This is a genomic window from Cohnella sp. GCM10020058, assembly GCF_042683485.1.
GTDB lineage: Bacteria > Bacillota > Bacilli > Paenibacillales > Paenibacillaceae > Cohnella.
This window is the reverse complement of sequence record NZ_JBHUJV010000001.1, coordinates 333,520-350,736: the sequence shown is the minus strand read 5'-3', so window position 1 is coordinate 350,736 and position 17,217 is coordinate 333,520. Positions and strand designations below refer to the sequence as shown.

Sequence of the window (17,217 nt, the reverse complement as noted above, 5' to 3'; positions counted from 1 at the left end):
CGGTTTTTTACTAGAACAGGGCTTGGTCCTTGTCGATTCTGCGCACCGACGCGTTGGTCAGCAGCACGAGCGCGAAGCCGAGCACGGATTGGACGAGCGCCGCCGCGGACGACATGCCGATATCGTTGAGCTCCTTCAGCGCGCGATAGACATAGGTGTCGACCGTATCGGTGACGGGATAGAGCGGTCCGGCGTTCATCGGCACCTGGTAGAACAGGCCGAAGTCGGAGTTGAACACGTGGCCCATGTTCAGTATCGTGATGATAATGATGACCGGCCGGATCGTGGGCAGCGTGATGTGGAATATCTGCCGCCACTTCGAAGCGCCGTCGATGACGGCGGCCTCGTAGTACTCGGGATCGATGCCCGCAATCGCCGCGATGTAGATGACGGCGCCGATGCCGACGCCCTTCCAGGCGCTGACGATCGTCAGGATATAGGGCCAGTACGCGGTCTCGGAGTACCAGAAGACGTGCTCCATGCCCAGCCACTCGACGATCGTATGGTTGAGGAAGCCTTTCTCCGGATTAAGGAACCCGTATACGAGATAGCTCACGACGACCATCGACAGAAAGTAGGGCATGATCAGAAAAGTCTGATAGGTTTTCGCCAGCCAGCGATTGCGGATCTCGTTGATCGCGACGGCGATCGCCACGGACAGCAGCAGGTTGACGATCATGAAGACGAGGCTGTACGACACCGTATTGCGGGCGATCCGCCAGATCGAGCCCGAGGTGAACAGAAACTCGAAGTTGTCGAAGCCGACCCACGGGCTCCTCCAGATGCCGTCGATATAGTTGATGTTCTTGAAGGCGATGAACACACCGAACATCGGCAGGTAATTGTTCAGAACAAGCACCGCCAAGGCGGGCACGATCATCAAGGTCAGATACCTGTACTTCCAAAAGAGCTTCCATCTTGCGTGCAACGGCGCCACATCCTTTCTGTGACTTCAGTATAGATGGGCGGTCCGCATGCGACGATGATGTATTCCTGTCAGAGTGTGATGTAAAATGAGAAGCTGGCATCGCGCGGAATGCCTATCGATGGCTCGTCCGACAGCCGCCCCGATCGGCCCTCGTATCGCCGCCAGCGTCGTTCTGCTGCCGCAATGCCTGCAAACCTGCGAATATGCAGCTTTTTTTGCCGATTTCGCCCCTGCTGTATAAAATAGATGCGAAAGCGCGAAAGCGCAGTTATTTTCCTTCGTCGGCCGGATTTTTGGCTTGCGCTTTGCATTTACCTGCATATTTGCAGGCATTTCCTCAAATGGCGCGGGCCGATAGAGAACACCTGTACAAATGCAGGTTTTTCGACTCATCCCATAGCCGAATAGCCGAGTAGCCGAATATCCGAAAAGTGCCGGCACGCCGAAAAGGCGCTTGCCTTTCATGAATGGCCGACCGAAGTCAGACGTTCTGATTCTCGTAGAAAAAGCCGTCCGGCACATGGCCGGACGACCTGTTTATCTTGGGGAATATCGCTGACCTTGGAGGTTTAAGACGGGGAGGGGATCCGTATCGCCATTTATTTTAATATTTCAATGTCCGTTATCGATTTTCTTACAGAGAGTCGAAACGCAATGCAGAGTCATGGCGTTAAACTATATGCCGAATTATATGTTAACGCAAAGGGAAAACGCCGGTATTCAGCTTTTGAAGGTAATGAAATAGATTTGTTCGCCGGTTATTTTGATAATACCGCCTATCATTCCTTTTTCTTTTCCGGATTCGACATAAAAGACTTATCGGAAATCAAACAATTCGGATATTTTTATGATGCGCCAAGTTCCGCTTCCATTGAAGTTAAAGGCGGCAGAGAAACCGATCAAAGTCGAGAACTGATTCAAATGCGCATGATATCAAAAGCGCCCGACAAACGGATACAGGCCTTTTATCGAACATTGCAAAAGGACTTTAAAAAAATGCCGGATTTGCAAAAGCATGCCCAAAAGCATTATTTCTACTTGCCCACTGAAAAAACGATCATTCCTGCCAATTCGCAATCACAGTACACAAGAGATCGCTGGGAAGACTTCTGCCTTTCGAAAATCGAGCGTGCGGATTAGCGTAAAAATCATGCTCGCAGCCGTGCGCGGGACCATAGAGACCAAAGTGAACAGCGGAAGCCGCCTGTTCGCGTCAATCTCCGCCGTCCCGCGCCGGAATCGTGACGACCGCCCGCAGCCCGCTCCCCTCGGGTCGCTCGTAGCTCAGCCCGTAAGCCTCGCCGAAATGCAGCCGCACGCGCTCGTGCACGTTGCGGATGCCGTAGCCCTTGTCCCGCTCCTCGCCGCTCAGGATACGGTCCAGCCGCTCCATGTCCACCGGCAGAAACCCGTTGTCCTCCACCTCAAGCCGGATGTCGTCTCCTGCTCTCCGCGCGCGGATGACAATCTGCCCCTCGCCGTCCATGCTGCTCACGCTGTGGAAGATCGCGTTTTCCACGAGCGGCTGAAGAATGACCTTCGGCGTCATGAAGGACAAGAGACTCTCGTCCACCTCCCAGCGCGCCTCGAACGTATCGGGATACCGCTTCATCTGCAGCCGGCAGTATGCCTGCGCGTGCTCGAGCTCCTCGCCCATCGGGATTTCCGTCTTCCCTTTGCTGAGACCGATCCGCAGCAGCTTGGACAGATCCTTGACCATGTCGCCGACGCCCGGATTGCCGCTGTCGAGCGCGTACCAATAGATCGAGTCCAGCGTGTTGTAGAGCAAATGCGGCGTAATCTGCGAGTGAAGCGCGGCGAGCTCGTTTTCCCGCTGCTGGATTTTGATGACGTAGTTTTCTTCTATGGAGCGGTCCAGCCTGTCCGTCATCTTGAGGAAGGCGCCGTAAAGGATGCCGAACTCGTCACCGCGCAGCAGGCCTTCGTCGGCTTCCAATCGCTTGCCCGGCTCGTAAATTCGCGTGATCTTCGTCAGCCGGACGAGCGGACGCACGACGATCCGCAGCAAATACAGGACGAAGGCGAACACGCACAGCAGGTAGATCGCCGAGGCGGCCATGATAATCCATTGAAATGCGGTCCTTCTGTCGGCGACGGCGCCCAGCGGGATCTGATATACGAGCCGGGTACCGAACGCGGAGCGTCTGGAAAAAGCGTACAGCAGCTCCTCGCCGCCGCGTTTGGCATAGTAGTAGCCTTCCGTCTCGCCCTGCAGCCGGTCGGGCATGCCCTTCATGTCGAGCGCCTCGTCTCCGATCCGGATGAGCGGCTCGCCCGTATCGTTGAACAGATAAATGCCGGCATCGTCCGCAAGGCCCACCGAGACAAGGTCTCGCTTCATCAGCGCTTCGAGCCTCGATACGACGAGGAAACCAAGCGTATCATCGTATGCCTTGGGGTTCAGGACGGCGCGGACGAGGCTGACGGTCGGCACGCCGCCGTCCGTCGACAGCGGGAGCAGCGTCGCCCCGCCCTTTTCCTTCAGCGCCCGGGCGGCCCAATCCGGCAGCGCCGCCGTATCCCAGGTTATATACTTGAAGCCGCGGGTTTTGTTGGACAAGTCGAACGGCGCGCTTTTTCCCTCCTTGTTCGTCATATAAAGGGAGTATTCCGTGCCGTCCGACGACCACCGCTCCAGGACGGCGTCCGCTTCCCGCATTTGGCCGAGCGTCTCGATGTTGGTCCAGAACCGGTATTGGCCGTCGTCGCTGAAAAAGTGGGTGTCCAGCAGCGTGACGGTTTTGTCGCTGACGGCGGACAGCGTTTTCTCCAGCGTCACGTGGTTCTGCTTGACGAGCCTAAGGGTCGTAAGGCCGACCTCGTCCCGCATCGAGTCGGACGCCTTGTACGCGGAGATCCAGCCGACGACGAGGAAAGGGCAGACAATGAACAGCGCGAAGGCGATCGCGACTTTGTATTTGAGCTTCAGCCGTCATTCCCCTGCCTCTCCTTGCGGTATTCCGCGGGACTGAGGCCCGCGTACCGCTTGAACATCCGTCCGAAGTGCTCCGGCGATTCATAGCCGACGGCATAAGCGATTTCGTAGCGCTTTTTGTCGGTCGTCTCGAGCATGCGCTTCGCCTCTTCGATCCGCAGCTCCGTGACGAAGTCCCACAGGTTTTTGCCCGTCTCCCGCTTGAACAGGTAGCTCAGGTAAGCCGTGCTGAAGTGGACCTCGCTCGCGATATCCTGAATCTTGAGCGCCGGATCGCGGAAGCGTTCCCGGATAAAGCCGGTAATGCGCGCGAGAATGGAGCGGTCGCGGTCTTGCGTCAGCTGCCCCAGCATCGCCGATACCTCGGGGATGTAGGCGGCCAGCGCCGCCAGCTTGCCTTGCGCATCCGAACCGCGGAAGTACGCGTCCGGATCGAACCTTTGCAGCGACATCCCGTTCGCCCGGCCTTGCTCGAGCAGCAAGCCGTACAGCCGGTACGCCAGCATGCCGAAGTAGCTGTTGAAAATCTCGGCTTCGTTCTGCAGCCGGCGCAGCGTCTGAAGCAGCGGATTGCCGTTTTCGTCCGGCCCGTCATGGCCGGCGCCGGCCTTGAGCTTCTGCGCAAAGGCGTCCACCTGCGCGATCCAGGCGGCGATGCCGAGATTTTCCCGCGCCTTGCGATCCTCGAAGTAGAACACGCGCTGTCCCGGATTCGTGTGCCGCCATTCCGCGGCGGCGTTGGCTTCGTCCATGAGCTTCGGCAGCATGAACACGTCCGCGTGAAGCGAGCTGATGCCTACCGTCGTCTCCACGTTCAGATAGCTTTTGAGATTCATATGGATCATCTGCCCGATGAGATGGAGCTGCGACTCAATGCCCGCGCCGCGCTCGTGCGCCTTCGGCTCGCCGAACCGGAGGACGGCGACGATCTCGTTGCCGTAACCGCTGAGGGAAAGTCCGCGCCATTCTCCCAGACACTCGTTTAATATGTTAATAGAGGCGTACTTGAGCAGCTTGCGGCCTTGCAGCGCGACCTCTCTGTCGCTGAAGCCCCCGCGGGTGAGGTCCGGCCGGATCGAGACGACCCCGAACAGCCCGCCCTCCGGCTGATCGCCGAGCAGTGCCGCAAGCGCTTCGCCGTCCTTGGCCGGCAGGTCGCCTTCCGTCACCAGCGCCGCGAGCAGCTCGCCCATGCCCGGCAGGCTCGCCTTCCCCGCGCCGCCGCGCTGCGCTTCGGTCAGCGCCAGCGACTGGCGGCCGATGGCCTCGTTCTCGCGCAGGACGCTGCCTACGACCCGCAGCAGATCGTCGCGCTCGACCGGCTTGACGAGATAGTCCCGCGCGCCGAGCCGCAGCGATTTTTTCGCAAAGTCGAACTTCTCGTGGGCCGAGATGACGATGACCGGCAGATGGGGCTGTTCCATATAGATCGTCTCCATCAACTCGATGCCGCTCATGCGGCTCATCTGAATGTCCGTCAGAACCAGGTCGAACGTCTCCATCCGCAAATAGTCGATCGCCTCGAAGCCGTTCAGTGCCGTCTCGACGTGCGCAATGTTCAGCTCAGAGCCGAGCAGGAAATTTTTGATGCCCGTGCTCACTCTCGGCTCGTCGTCGACGACCAGAATTTTATGCATGTCCGCTGCCTCCTCGCTGTCCGCGCCGTCTCGTCCTTCGGACGTTACTCCCGTCAGGTCTAGCCTAAGCCAGGAAGCGGCGCATGTCGATGATCTTTTTTCTCGAAGGGTGTGACGTATAATCATGCGCGAATAAATCACAAGCGGGCGAGATTACATCCTCGTGCGCGGCGGGCGGCATGATTACGATAGTTTTGTAAGCGATTCCATTATTCGAATGGAGGCCTTGTTAATGATCAGCTTGATGAGGAACAAAGGTACGGGCAGGAAATCGTTTGCCGGTCTGCTGAGCCTGGCGCTTCTGCTCGGACTGCTTGCGCCCTTCGGCACCGTCTCGGCGGCCGTCGCGCCGCTCCCGGGTCCGGGCAATCCGCTGCATTACGACGATTTCGGCGGGGGAGGCCTGTACAAGCAGAACTGGACCAACTGGTACAACCAGAACGGCGGCACCGGCACCTTTTCCAAAGTCACCGTCGATTCGCGGCAGGTCGGCAAGTTCGCGCAGACGCCGGGCAGCGGCTCCTCCTGGGCCAAATTTCAGCCGATGAACGAATCCGTAGACCTGACGGGCTACCGCTATCTGAACGTCACGATGAAAAATCCGGGCTACGCCGACTCGCTCATCCGCGTCGCGGTCAACGACGGAACGGCCAACTACAATCTGACGGGCGGATGGGTATCCGTCCCGACGAGCTGGACGACGCGCCAATACGACCTGAATGCGCTCGCGCCCGCGCTCAAGAAAAAGACGGCCAGGCTGGAGATCTGGCTTCGCCAGTCGGGCGGCGCGTACGGCGAGACGCTCATCGACGAGATCTTCGCCTCGACGGACGCCAGCGGCTCCGCGCCGACGCTGACCGGAAGCATGAGCGCCAATGCGTCCGCGTACACCCAGAATACGGCGTTCACCTTCCGCGCGACCTATACGGACGCCGACAATGAAAAGCCGTTTGCGATGCAGCTCGTCGTCGACGACACCGCCTACGACATGCTCGAGACGGACAGCGGCGATACGACCTATACGGACGGCAAAGACTATTACTACATCACGAAGCTTCCCGCAGGGACGCATACGCATTTCTTCCGCGCCGGGGACCTTACCTCGGACGAGGTGAGAACGCCGGTGCAGTCGGCCCCGGTCGTCACGCAATCCAGCGAAGCGCTCGACGTCGTCGTCAGCCAGGCCGGTTACAACGCCGGCGGGTTTAAGGACGCCCAGGTCGTGTCGACGAGCCCGCTGACCGATCTTTCGTATCAAGTGAAGACCGCCGCCGGCACCGTGGCGGCTTCCGGCACGATGACCTATCAGGGCTTTTACTGGAACCGGCACGTGTACGGAATCGACTTTTCGGCGGTTACCGCCGCAGGCGGCTACACGATCGTCACGAACGGCATCGCGTCCTATCCTTTCCCCGTCAAAGCCAACGTCTGGACCGACTACAAGGACGAGATGACGGCTTTCTATCGGCTGCTGCGGGCGAGCGTGTCGACGGAGGACGCGTATCCTGCCGGCTACAGCACCGTCGCGCCTTCCGCCAAGCTGTATCACGAAGCCGGCCATCTGGACGACGCCGCGTCGATCGACGGCACGACGCACTACGATCTGAAGGGCGGCTGGTACGACGCCGGCGACTACGGCAAGTATGCGGGCAACCAATGGGTCGCCGCCGAGATCGCGCTCGCCTACGTCCGTCATGCGGACGCCGCCGCCGTCAAGTACGACAACGACGCCAACGGCATCCCCGATCTCGTCGACGAAGCGGTGTTCGGCAGCGAATACCTGATCAAGTGGGCCGATCAGTTCGGCGGCGAGCTGTACGACATCAAGAACAACGCTTCCTTCGTGCATCCGGAAAAGTCGACGGACAACGTCAGCGGCAACGCGGACGACCGCCGGATCAGCGGGCTCGGCGTCGGCGGATCGGCCAAGGCTGCCGGCGCGCTGGCGGCGACGGCGCGCGCGATCCAGGCGGCCATCGCGCAGGGCGACGTCGATACCGCGAAGATTGCGGCGCTCGAAGATTTCGCCGACGATTGCCTGGCCGCGGCCATCGTATTCTACGACTATGTCGTCGCCCATCCGGACGGCGTCGTCGGCTCCTACTCGACGCGCGGCGGCATCCCGAATTCGAAGCTGCTCGCGGACGTGGAGCTATACCTGCTGACCGGCGATGCAGATTATAAGAACGCCGCAACGGCCAACATCGGTACGCTGACGTTCGCCGACCTGTCTTCCACCAATTATTGGGATATGCGGCCGATGTCGCTGGCGGAGTTCTATCCCGTCGCCGATGCCGCCACCAAGACGCATATCCAGCAGCTGCTGAAGCAGCAGGTCGACTTCTTCCTGTCTTCGGCGGACGATACGCCGTACGGCGTGCTGAACCAGTTCAAAAACTTCGGCGTCAACGAGCCCCATGCCTCTTATCTGGGCGACATGATGCGCTACTACGAGCTGTTCGGCGATCCGGCCGCGCTGCGCGCCGTGGAGAAGGGAATGTACTGGATTTTCGGCGAGAATCCCTGGAACATCAGCTGGGTATCGGGTATCGGCGCCGACTTCGTCACGTACCCGCATACGAGGTACGACGAAGGGGCCAACGGCAACGCGAACAATCCCGGCATCGTTTTCCCCGGCGCGATGGTGAGCGGTCCGAATATGAAGGATACGAAGGATAAGGCCAGCGTCAGCCCTTGGTACGAGGACCGCTCCCTCTACGCGGACGATACGAACCAATGGCGCTACAACGAGTTCAGCATCAGCATTCAGGCGGGACTGCTGTATACGATTATAGGCCTCGGCTCGAATCCGACGGCCAGCTCCGCGGGCGCCGCGGCGCCGCCGCGTCTGCCGACGCTCTCGCCCGTCATCGGCGACTACGTGCGCGGCAGCGTCACCGTGTTTGCGGGTCCCGCGACCGGGTTGAGCGACGTGTCCTACTCGACGGCGGGCCAGAGCGGCCCGTACGCCCCGATGTCCGTATCCGGCGCCGTCTATGCCGCGTCGATCGACGAGAGCGCGGCGGTGCCGTACGCGAACAAGCGGGTCGACGTCAGAGCCAAGGACGCCGCCGGCAACTATACCTACAGCTCGACGCATTACACGGTCGCGGCGCCGCTGCCCGATCCGTCCCACCCGCTCCTGTACGACGACTTCGGCGGCGGAGGGCTATGGGGCTCGACAGGCGGCAACAACGAATGGGTGAACTGGTATACGCAGAACGGCGGCACGGCGACCTTCGCCAAGACGACCGCGGACGGCCGTACGGTCGGCTTGTTCACGCAGACGCCGACCGCGACCAATTCGTACGCCAAGTTCCAGCCGTGGCACGACTATCTTGACCTGTCGGGTTATCGCTATTTGAATTTTACGGTCAAAAATCCGGGCTATGCGAATCTCCGCATGAAGATCGAACTGAATGACGGCACGCGCACCTACAACCTGACAGGCGGCTGGGCGGCGGTTCCGACGTCCTGGACCGATCTGCAGATTAATCTTGACGCCCTGTCCCCCGCCGTGAACAAGAAGAAAACGACAATGGCGATCTGGCTGAACCAGACGTCCGTCGGCTACGGCGAGCTGCTCGTGGACGAGATCAAGGCGACCGACGTCGCCAGCGGCTCCGCGCCGACGCTGACCGCGGGCGGCGTGAATCATGCTTCCGGCGACACGGATACGGACTATACGTTCAGCGTGACGTACACAGACGCGGACAACGAAAAGCCGTTCGCGATGGAGCTGGTCCTGGACGGCGTCGTGCACGCGATGACGGCGGTCGACGCCGGCGATGCGACGTATACGGACGGCAAAGCGTACGTGTATACGACCAAGCTGCCGCTCGGCGTTCATTCGTATTATTTTCATACGACGGATACGACGAGAGACGCGGTGAGCAGCTCGTTGCAGTCAGGCCCCGCCGTGAGCGGAACGCTGCTGGCCGACGACTTCGAGGACGGCAATGCGGACGGCTGGACGCCCACAAGCGGCACCTGGTCGGTGCAATCCGGCCGGTACGCCGGCCAGGCGGGCAGCGGCAACAGTTTTTCCATAGCGGGAGAGGCCTCATGGACCGACTATACCCTGCAGGCCGACGTCAGCGTAACGAACAATTCGGGCGGCAACAAGGATGCCGGACTCTTGTTCCGCTACGCAGACAGCGACAACTACTACGTGCTGTACCTGAAAAACAACGATCGCACCGGACGCAAGCTGGAACTCGTCAAGTCGGTCGGCGGCGTGAAAACGACGCTGGGGTACGCGAATCCGAGCGTCGTCGCGGATACGTTCTACACGTACAAGATCGTGGCGAGCGGCGCGAACCTATCGGTCTACCAGAACGGCGTCCTCCAGTTCGCCGTCGCGGACGGCGCGCTCGCAGCCGGCCGAATCGGGGCGCGGGTGTACGCCAACACCAAAGCTTACTTCGACAATGTGACCGTCACGCGATAACGGAAAGGGAGTCGGCAATTGCCGGCTCCTTTCTGTTGCTCCCGAATCGCCCGTCCGGTCGTTTCTCACCCCCCGCGCAGAAAAAATCCCCGAACGTGTCGTCGGGGATTGTCCGTTGCCTGCCGCCGCCGGCCTCAGCCGACCGGCACAAACTTGACCGCATCGGCGACGACATAGCCGTCGGGAGACGCCAGCGCGTCGTTGCGGATCGTGACGCTGCCGGCGGATCCGGCCAGAAAGCCGTAGGTCCCGATCGAATGCCAGGCGCCGCCGCCCGAGCGCTGATCGACGGCCGTTCGCGTCGTGCCCGCCGCATGCCCGACGTCCACTTGAACCGCGTCCTCCCGGTTCGCATGCGCCGGCCACATCAGATACACCTCATAGCTGCCCGCGATCGGCAGATTCGGCGTAAACGTCACGCTTTTCGTCCCTTTGCCTGCATTGTCGTCATGCAGATAATTCGCGCCGTAACGGTCCGTTTGCGTGCTCGCCGTTTTCCACGTTCCCGTTTTGGTTACGCCCGTCGCATCCGCATTGTCGACGATGACCGGATCGGGCAACCGTTCGAACTTGACCGCGTCCGCCACGACGTAGCCGTCGGGAGATGCCAGTGCGTCGTTGCGGATCGTGACGCTGCCGCCGGTGCCCGCCTGGAAGTAATAGCCGCCGATCGTACGCCATACGCCGCCGTTCGAGCGCTGATCGACCTCCTTTCTCGTCGTTGCGCCGTCATGGGCGACGTCTACCTGCACCGCGTCCTCCCTGTTGGCATGCGCCGGCCACATGAGCGACACCCGGTAATAGCCCGCCTGCGGCAGATCGGGCGTAAACGTTACGGTCTTGGTCCCTTTCCCCGTATTATCGTCGTGTAAATAGTTCGCGCCGTAACGATCAGTCTGCGTGCTGACGGTTTTCCACGTCCCCGTCTTGGTCACGCCGGTCGAATCGGCATTGTCCACGATAACGGAAGGCAATTCCGGGCTTCCCGGATCGACGGGCCCTCCGGTTCCCTCTCCCAGTTGGAACGACGCATGAAACGACTTGCCCTTCGCGCCGTTCACGTTCACGGTGAACTTGATCGTAGGACTCAACTGCGTGACGGTAATGCCCGGATCCGCGCTATAGCTGTCCGCCGATCGCGCCAGCTCGATCGCGATCGTGCCGTTGTTCGACTGCGTCGGATCGGACACGGATGCCTCGAGGCTCTCTCCCGCCGTCTCGCGGGTCATGACCGACGCCTTCTTATTTGAGGCGATCAGATCCGCGGACTGGGACGAATCCGTCCAGAAGTTCGCGCCCACAAGGCCCAGCGTTTTTTCTCTGACCGCCTGCACGGCGCCCGTGTTGGCGACGATCTCGATCGCGGGATCTGCCGCATAGGCGCCGACCTGCGCGCTCGTCTTGTTCGGCAGCAGCACGTAAGCGTAGGACGCGCCGGAAGGATTGGCGCCATGGCCGATCCACATCGTTTCATAATTGCGCGTAACGGAGGCCGATGGCGTAACCGGACGATTGTTGATCTGCTTCCAGGTGCCCGTGCGCGCCTCCCGCTTCGTCTGCAGCGTCGCACCGCCCGGGAAGTAGTAGCCGATGTCCGAGCCGCTCGCGGTATTGCCCGCCAGATGCACCCAATTCACGCCGCTCAGCGTCTGCGAGGTGCCCAGTCCAGTCGGCAGCGCCGTGCCGTCGGCCGTCCAGGCATTGTCGCCGGCCGCGTTCAGCTTGCGGTTGTCGACGATCGTCTCGATCGGGATGCCCGCCGTGCTGGAGATGCCCGATCCGAGCGCGACGATCTCGTCGCCGAACATGAACCAGGACTTGCGCCCCGTCAGATTGTACGCCCCGTAGGAGAGGTCCATGCCGCTCGCGCCGTACTGCCCCGTCAGCGATACGCCGCCGGTCCAGCTTGTCGTGCCCACCGAGCTCGCGATCGGCGTCTGCGAAGCGACCGTCGTCCCGGGAATCCGGTAGGCATCCACGGTCGGCCAGTAGTCCTCGCTGTATTGCGCCAGGTCCTGATTATACAAGTAGGTCGCACCGGCGCCGGTATACCAGCCCCGGCCGTTCTCGCTATTGATGGATTCATAGCTGCTGATGCGCGTCGAATACATCGCGAGCCCCAAGGCGAAGCCGGGCCGCTGCAGGACCGCCCGGTCCATCGCTGCGTACTGCTTGTACTGGTCGAGCGGCGCCGCCGGCGCGACGGACGGATCCGCGACGATCGCCTTGGCGAGGCGTATCGTATCGATCGGCACGTCCCCGTAGAAGCTGCTGAACGTATCGTCCTGGATCAGACGCTTCGCCATCCGCTTGAAGGCGGCCGCATGCGCGGCCGGCGCAAACTGGGCAAGCCTGACGATGCTCGCAACGATGCCGTGCCCGACCGCATGGTCCTGCGCGTAGCTGCGCGAGATTTCACGCCCCCGCGCCATGTCCATCATCGCACCCTTGTACAGCAGCGGCCGATAGGCGTCGTAGATCCACTGCCAGACGTTGCTCTGGTTCGGATCGGCGACCGACCAGGTCGATCCCGACAGCAAGAACATCAGATTGGCCGTCGTTTCCAGCACGGAGCTGCCGTAGCCGCCGGTATAAGCGAAGGTCGTATGCTGAACGAAGGAGCCGTCGGCGTAAAAGCCGTCTCCCCCCGTCACGTACGGAAATATGCCCGTGCCGGACAAGCCGTCGCGCGCGGCGGCCAGCTTGACCGCATCCTTGACGATGACCGCGCGCACGCCGACGACGATCGCCTGCCACGCCCGGTTCGCGCCGGTGAGCCCGATCGACGGAGTAAAATAGTCGATCGTATCCATATAGGTCGCCATCCGGGCCGGGCTGATATCGTCGTACAGCAGCACGGCGATGTCGTTCAGGCTCATCGGGATGCCGAGCTGCCAGTGCCACCAATTGTAGGCGGAGCGGCTGCGCGAGCTGTTGTAGCTGTTGACGTACAGCCAGTCGAGCGCGTCCAGGATGTCTCCCTTAAGCGCTGCGTCGCCGTAAAGGCTGGAACCTGCGGTCGTGGCAGCCAAAGCCATCGTCCGCAGGCGCTCGTAAACTCCGTTCACGTTGTCCGACGTTCCGTTGCCGCGAAGCTCATACCAAATGTACGTACGCGACGGCGACAGGTCCATGCCGTCCCAATAGGCTTGGGCGTCATCCGCCAGCTTGGTCGTCCGCGCAGCGATGTCCGGATCCGTCGCGTCCAGCGCCGCTCCCCCGGTCAGCAGCGTCGCCCACTTTGCCCGCAGCGCGTCGAACTCGTCCGATGCGTGAACCCTGGCAGGCATCCAGCCTCCCCATAGCGTCATCAGCAGTGCCGCAACCAGCGTGACCGACAGCCGAGACGATACCTTTTTGCTCCATTCCCTTTTCATCAACTTCCCTCTTTTCGCCCATATTTAAAAGCGTTTTCAACTTTTATCATATCGAATATGCACGTCACGCAAAATTCCCGAATATCCAGAAATGGTTCGTCATTTCAATGAAAACGGGGAGAAGCGGCTTCACGCCGCTTCTCCCCGTTATGCTTGGCTATAAGAACGTCATACGCGACTGAACGAACAACGGCTGCCTGTCAGGACGCAGCGAACGACCGGTTTACCACCAGCCGCCCAGACCGCCGCCCCAGCCGCCAAAGCCGCCGCCGAAGCCGCCGCCGAAGCCGCCTCCCCAGCCGCCGAATGCGAAAGGGGCCGTGCCGACGGCGAGCAGATCGAACAAAACCAGCGGGATGATGGCTTTGGTCTGAACCTGCTTGCCTCTTCCCCGCTCGAGAATGAGCGAGTTGCCTTTTATAGCGACCAGCTTACCGTATACGACGGAGCGATCCTTGCGAACGGCATAGATATGGCGTCCAACGAGCTTTTGCGCTTGCGTTTTGGTCACGCGTGCCATGCGAACTCCTCCCTTCACCGTTTGTCCTTCATCATATGACCGGTGAATGGGTTAGGGTTGTACGCTTGCACGCGTCGAATCGCGGAGATGCGGGAAGTTGAGCGCGCGGACGGAAGCGGTTCCCGTCGAACGCAAAAAAACGCCGCCCCCTCGACAAAGGGAACGGCGCTGTGCACGCGATCGATTACGCGTTGATTTTTTCTTTGGCGGTGCCGGCCAGGGAGTTGAACGCGGTGATGTCGTTCACGGCCAGGTCGGCGAGGATCTTGCGGTTTACTTCGATGCCGGCCAGCTTCAGGCCGTACATCAGCTTGCTGTAGGACAGGCCGTTCTGACGAGCGGCTGCGTTGATACGCACGATCCACAGCTTGCGGAAGTTGCGCTTGGTTTGGCGACGGTCGCGGTATGCGTACGTCAGGGACTTCAGAACTTGCTCGTTGGCTTTCTTGAAGAGGCGATGCTTGGCGCCCCAGTAACCTTTAGCTAGCTTCAGGACTCTATTGCGACGGCGGCGCGTTACGAACCCGCCTTTGACTCTTGCCATTTGAGATTACCTCCCGATAAATGTGTAAGTCCGCTGCGCGGCGCAGCGAAACGGATCGATTACTTCAGGTTAGCCAGTTGTTGCTTCATGCGGCGAACGTCGCCGTCGGCAAGCAGCGGCTGCGTGCCCAGAACGCGCTTTTGGCGGCCGGACTTGTGGGACAGCAAGTGGTTCTTATAAGCCTTGAAACGCTTGACCTTGCCGGTACCGGTGATCTTGAAGCGGTCCTTCAGGCTGCTGTGAGTTTTCATCTTAGGCATCTGTATTTCCTCCTGTCGTCAGTGGGTGGCCTTGGGGGCCAGAATCATAATCATGCTGCGGCCTTCAAGCTTCGGCACGCGCTCGATGACGCACAGGTCTTCGCCCGTGGCCTCGGCTGCGACGCGCTCGAGAATTTTCTGGCCGATGTTGGAGTGCGCAATCTCACGACCGCGGAACCGCACGGAGCACTTGACCTTATCGCCTTCTTTGAGAAACTTGATCACATTGCGCATCTTGGTCTGATAGTCATGCTCGTCGATGTTCGCACGGAACCAAACTTCCTTCAGATCGACAATCTTTTGATTCTTCCGGGCTTCCTTCTCTTTCTTCTGTTGCTCGTAGCGGAATTTGCCGTAGTCCATGATGCGGCATACGGGCGGCTTCGCTTGTGGAGCTACATTGACCAGATCGAGATTGGCGTCGATCGCCATCTGCATCGCTTCCCTGAACGGCTTGATGCCGATCTGCTCGCCTTCAGCGCCTACCAGACGTACTTCCTTCGCCCGGATTTCCTCATTGATTTGATGATCCTTGCTAATAACGTTCCACCTCCATTAATGGAAAAAGGTCGTCGTTGCAACCTGGGCAACCGTAAAGGTCAAGAAGAACATAAAAAATGCGGGCCTCATCGCCCGCATTCCGCTCGCTAACGTTAGATGGCCGCCGGCTGCGAGCAAGCTCGCCCGGTCGGACCGGATACGTAGGTTACGCTGACCAGCCGGCGTCAGCCGAACAGGTGAGAAGCGGGAGCTTCTTCTTGATAGCACTGTTTTGTAACAGTTACCGAACTACTATAGCATGCCCATCCGAGCGTGTCAAACGAATTCGGAATTGGCCGGAAGAACGGCGCCTGACCGCCGCATTGGCGGATCGGACGCCGCGATGGCATGCTACATTTGCTTGCCCTGCACTTCCTCCAGCCGAAGCACGCGCGTGTGCTCCGTATGGCTCCACTGCTTGTTGTTCTGGGTGAAGAACGCCCAGAACGTCACCGGCCACCAGGAGAAGAAGAAGATCGGGAACGTGATCAGCCTGAAGTACAGCTTCCAGCTAACCTTCTCGAGCAGCATCGACAGCGGCAGTTGCGCGTAGATGTACAGCGAGATCGGCACCGCGATCCAGGCCGGCGCGACCGAATAGATCGAGTCGAAGTGCGGCGCGCCCGGCAGCAGCAGATCGAACCAGAGCGTAAACGTCAGCAGAAAGCCAATCAAGAAATTGTACGCGTTAAAAATATAAATGGCGGCGTCGATCTTCACCCAGCTCCGCTCGCGGATGCCCTGCCACAGCGTGGGCAGCATGTAGCGGCGCGTGATGTCGAAGTGCCCCTGCATCCAGCGCAGACGCTGGCGCGAGGACGCGCGGAACGTAATCGGCTTTTCGTCGTAGACGCGTGCGTCGAAGTTGAACTTCGGCTTGATGCCGCGCTGAATGCAGCGTACGGTGAACTCCAGGTCTTCCACGAGGCTCGTCGCGCCCCAGCCCATTTCCTTGAGCAACTTGGTCTCGAACGTCATGCCCGTGCCGCCCAGAAAGTTCGACAGGCCGAGATTGTAGCGCGGGAGCTGCCAGAGACGGTTGCAGAACCAGTAGTTGATGCCGTTGGCCGCGCTGACCCAGCTGTCATGCGGGTTTTTCGTGTCCAGATAACCCTGGATGACGCGGTGTCCGTTGCACAGATCCTCGTTCATGTATTGCAGGAAGTCGGTAGCGACCAGGTTGTCGGCGTCGAACATGACGATGGCGTCGTACTGACGGGGCCGCTTCCACAGCTCCTTCAGCATCCATTCGATCGCGAAGCCTTTGCCCCGCTGCGCGGGATTGTTGCGCTCGCAAGCATAGACGCCTTCGTAGCCGCGGACGATCTTGGCCGTACCGTCCGTGCAGTTGTCGCAGATGACGAAAATGTCAAACAGTTCGCGCGGGTATTTCATTTTCAGCAAATTCTCGATAAGGGCGCCGACGACGGCTTCTTCGTTGTGAGCGGCCACAAGAAGGGCGAACGACTTGGTCGGCTTGTGCGTGATGGTCTCTTTCTTGCGGTACCAGCCGAAGAAGGACAAGATCACTTGATAGGCTCCGATCAGGAAAAAGAACACCTGAACGCTGAGCAGCAGGTTGTTTAACATATGCGGTATTACCCCCTGGACCCCTATTTTTCATTATTTCTCTCTTTGTTCACCCAAGCAAGCTCGGAGAGTCCGAAAGCATACGCTTGATTTTCTTATCTTCGCTTCGCTTTGTCAAAAGCGGCAGGCGGCCGAATTCGGCGCCTTCGGACCGGATATGCGGAATAAACCGCAATCAATGTTGCCGTGTTCCCGAATGCTTCCCCGTATCCTCCTCTTGCGCCCGGTTTCTCCGTTTAAGCGACTGCAGTCTCACTTCGCTTTCCATTTCGACAACAGCTGCGGCAAACGGAATTTGGCTGCATTTTCCGGCTGCGCGCAAATATCTCCATAGAAGTGTACCCATACGTCCGGTCATGTTAAACGGCCGCTGTCTTCCGGGTCTCACGCGAATCGTTCGCGGTGTGCGGCATTC

General features: G+C 60.0%; 11 protein-coding genes. 2 read left to right on the top strand and 9 right to left on the bottom strand.

Going from position 1 to position 17,217, the window contains the following annotated elements:
- Nucleotides 1–10 precede the first annotated feature (10 nt).
- Nucleotides 11–937, bottom strand: a complete 927-nt coding sequence (locus tag ACFSR7_RS01475; protein WP_378158597.1) for an ABC transporter permease — start codon at nucleotides 935–937, stop codon at nucleotides 11–13.
- 645 nt (nucleotides 938–1,582) lie between these two features.
- On the opposite strand from ACFSR7_RS01475, the gene ACFSR7_RS01470 reads away from it, so the two are divergent.
- Nucleotides 1,583–2,068: a hypothetical protein gene (locus ACFSR7_RS01470; RefSeq protein WP_378158595.1), complete on the top strand. Its 486-nt coding sequence runs from the start codon at nucleotides 1,583–1,585 to the stop codon at nucleotides 2,066–2,068.
- 73 nt (nucleotides 2,069–2,141) lie between these two features.
- Here the strand turns inward: ACFSR7_RS01470 and ACFSR7_RS01465 are convergent, their stop codons facing one another.
- The gene (locus tag ACFSR7_RS01465; RefSeq protein WP_378158594.1) at nucleotides 2,142–3,779 is read right to left on the bottom strand and encodes a sensor histidine kinase; all 1,638 of its coding nucleotides are present in this window, start codon (nucleotides 3,777–3,779) and stop codon (nucleotides 2,142–2,144) included.
- A 95-nt stretch (nucleotides 3,780–3,874) separates the two neighbouring features.
- Nucleotides 3,875–5,521 (bottom strand): response regulator transcription factor, encoded by a 1,647-nt coding sequence (locus tag ACFSR7_RS01460; protein ID WP_378158593.1) that lies wholly within the window; start codon nucleotides 5,519–5,521, stop codon nucleotides 3,875–3,877.
- 232 nt (nucleotides 5,522–5,753) lie between these two features.
- Between ACFSR7_RS01460 and ACFSR7_RS01455 the strand changes: the two genes are divergently transcribed.
- The gene (locus ACFSR7_RS01455; protein WP_378158591.1) at nucleotides 5,754–9,971 is read left to right on the top strand and encodes a glycoside hydrolase family 9 protein; all 4,218 of its coding nucleotides are present in this window, start codon (nucleotides 5,754–5,756) and stop codon (nucleotides 9,969–9,971) included.
- Between the two features lie 134 nt (nucleotides 9,972–10,105).
- Here the strand turns inward: ACFSR7_RS01455 and ACFSR7_RS01450 are convergent, their stop codons facing one another.
- The 6 genes from ACFSR7_RS01450 to ACFSR7_RS01425 form a co-directional block, all read right to left on the bottom strand.
- Nucleotides 10,106–13,348, bottom strand: coding sequence for a polysaccharide lyase family 8 super-sandwich domain-containing protein (locus ACFSR7_RS01450; RefSeq protein ID WP_378158590.1), 3,243 nt, complete (start codon nucleotides 13,346–13,348; stop codon nucleotides 10,106–10,108).
- Between the two features lie 223 nt (nucleotides 13,349–13,571).
- Nucleotides 13,572–13,868 (bottom strand): hypothetical protein, encoded by a 297-nt coding sequence (locus ACFSR7_RS01445; RefSeq protein ID WP_378158589.1) that lies wholly within the window; start codon nucleotides 13,866–13,868, stop codon nucleotides 13,572–13,574.
- 184 nt (nucleotides 13,869–14,052) lie between these two features.
- Nucleotides 14,053–14,412: a 50S ribosomal protein L20 gene (gene rplT, locus ACFSR7_RS01440; RefSeq protein ID WP_090114071.1), complete on the bottom strand. Its 360-nt coding sequence runs from the start codon at nucleotides 14,410–14,412 to the stop codon at nucleotides 14,053–14,055.
- Between the two features lie 59 nt (nucleotides 14,413–14,471).
- Nucleotides 14,472–14,672: a 50S ribosomal protein L35 gene (rpmI, locus tag ACFSR7_RS01435; RefSeq protein WP_090114073.1), complete on the bottom strand. Its 201-nt coding sequence runs from the start codon at nucleotides 14,670–14,672 to the stop codon at nucleotides 14,472–14,474.
- 18 nt (nucleotides 14,673–14,690) lie between these two features.
- Nucleotides 14,691–15,194 carry a translation initiation factor IF-3 gene (gene infC, locus ACFSR7_RS01430; RefSeq protein WP_110468919.1) on the bottom strand — a complete coding sequence of 168 codons (504 nt, stop codon included), beginning with the start codon at nucleotides 15,192–15,194 and terminating at the stop codon, nucleotides 14,691–14,693.
- Between the two features lie 369 nt (nucleotides 15,195–15,563).
- Nucleotides 15,564–16,802: a glycosyltransferase family 2 protein gene (locus ACFSR7_RS01425; protein WP_378158588.1), complete on the bottom strand. Its 1,239-nt coding sequence runs from the start codon at nucleotides 16,800–16,802 to the stop codon at nucleotides 15,564–15,566.
- Nucleotides 16,803–17,217 lie beyond the last annotated feature (415 nt).

Coding starts and splice junctions, on each gene's coding strand:
- ACFSR7_RS01465 (WP_378158594.1), bottom strand. CDS start 3,779: ATGCGGGACGAGGTCGGCCTTACGACCCTTAGGCTCGTCAAGCAGAAC.
- rplT (WP_090114071.1), bottom strand. CDS start 14,412: ATGGCAAGAGTCAAAGGCGGGTTCGTAACGCGCCGCCGTCGCAATAGA.
- ACFSR7_RS01445 (WP_378158589.1), bottom strand. CDS start 13,868: ATGGCACGCGTGACCAAAACGCAAGCGCAAAAGCTCGTTGGACGCCAT.
- ACFSR7_RS01425 (WP_378158588.1), bottom strand. CDS start 16,802: ATGTTAAACAACCTGCTGCTCAGCGTTCAGGTGTTCTTTTTCCTGATC.
- ACFSR7_RS01460 (WP_378158593.1), bottom strand. CDS start 5,521: ATGCATAAAATTCTGGTCGTCGACGACGAGCCGAGAGTGAGCACGGGC.
- ACFSR7_RS01450 (WP_378158590.1), bottom strand. CDS start 13,348: ATGAAAAGGGAATGGAGCAAAAAGGTATCGTCTCGGCTGTCGGTCACG.
- ACFSR7_RS01455 (WP_378158591.1), top strand. CDS start 5,754: ATGATCAGCTTGATGAGGAACAAAGGTACGGGCAGGAAATCGTTTGCC.
- ACFSR7_RS01470 (WP_378158595.1), top strand. CDS start 1,583: ATGCAGAGTCATGGCGTTAAACTATATGCCGAATTATATGTTAACGCA.
- rpmI (WP_090114073.1), bottom strand. CDS start 14,672: ATGCCTAAGATGAAAACTCACAGCAGCCTGAAGGACCGCTTCAAGATC.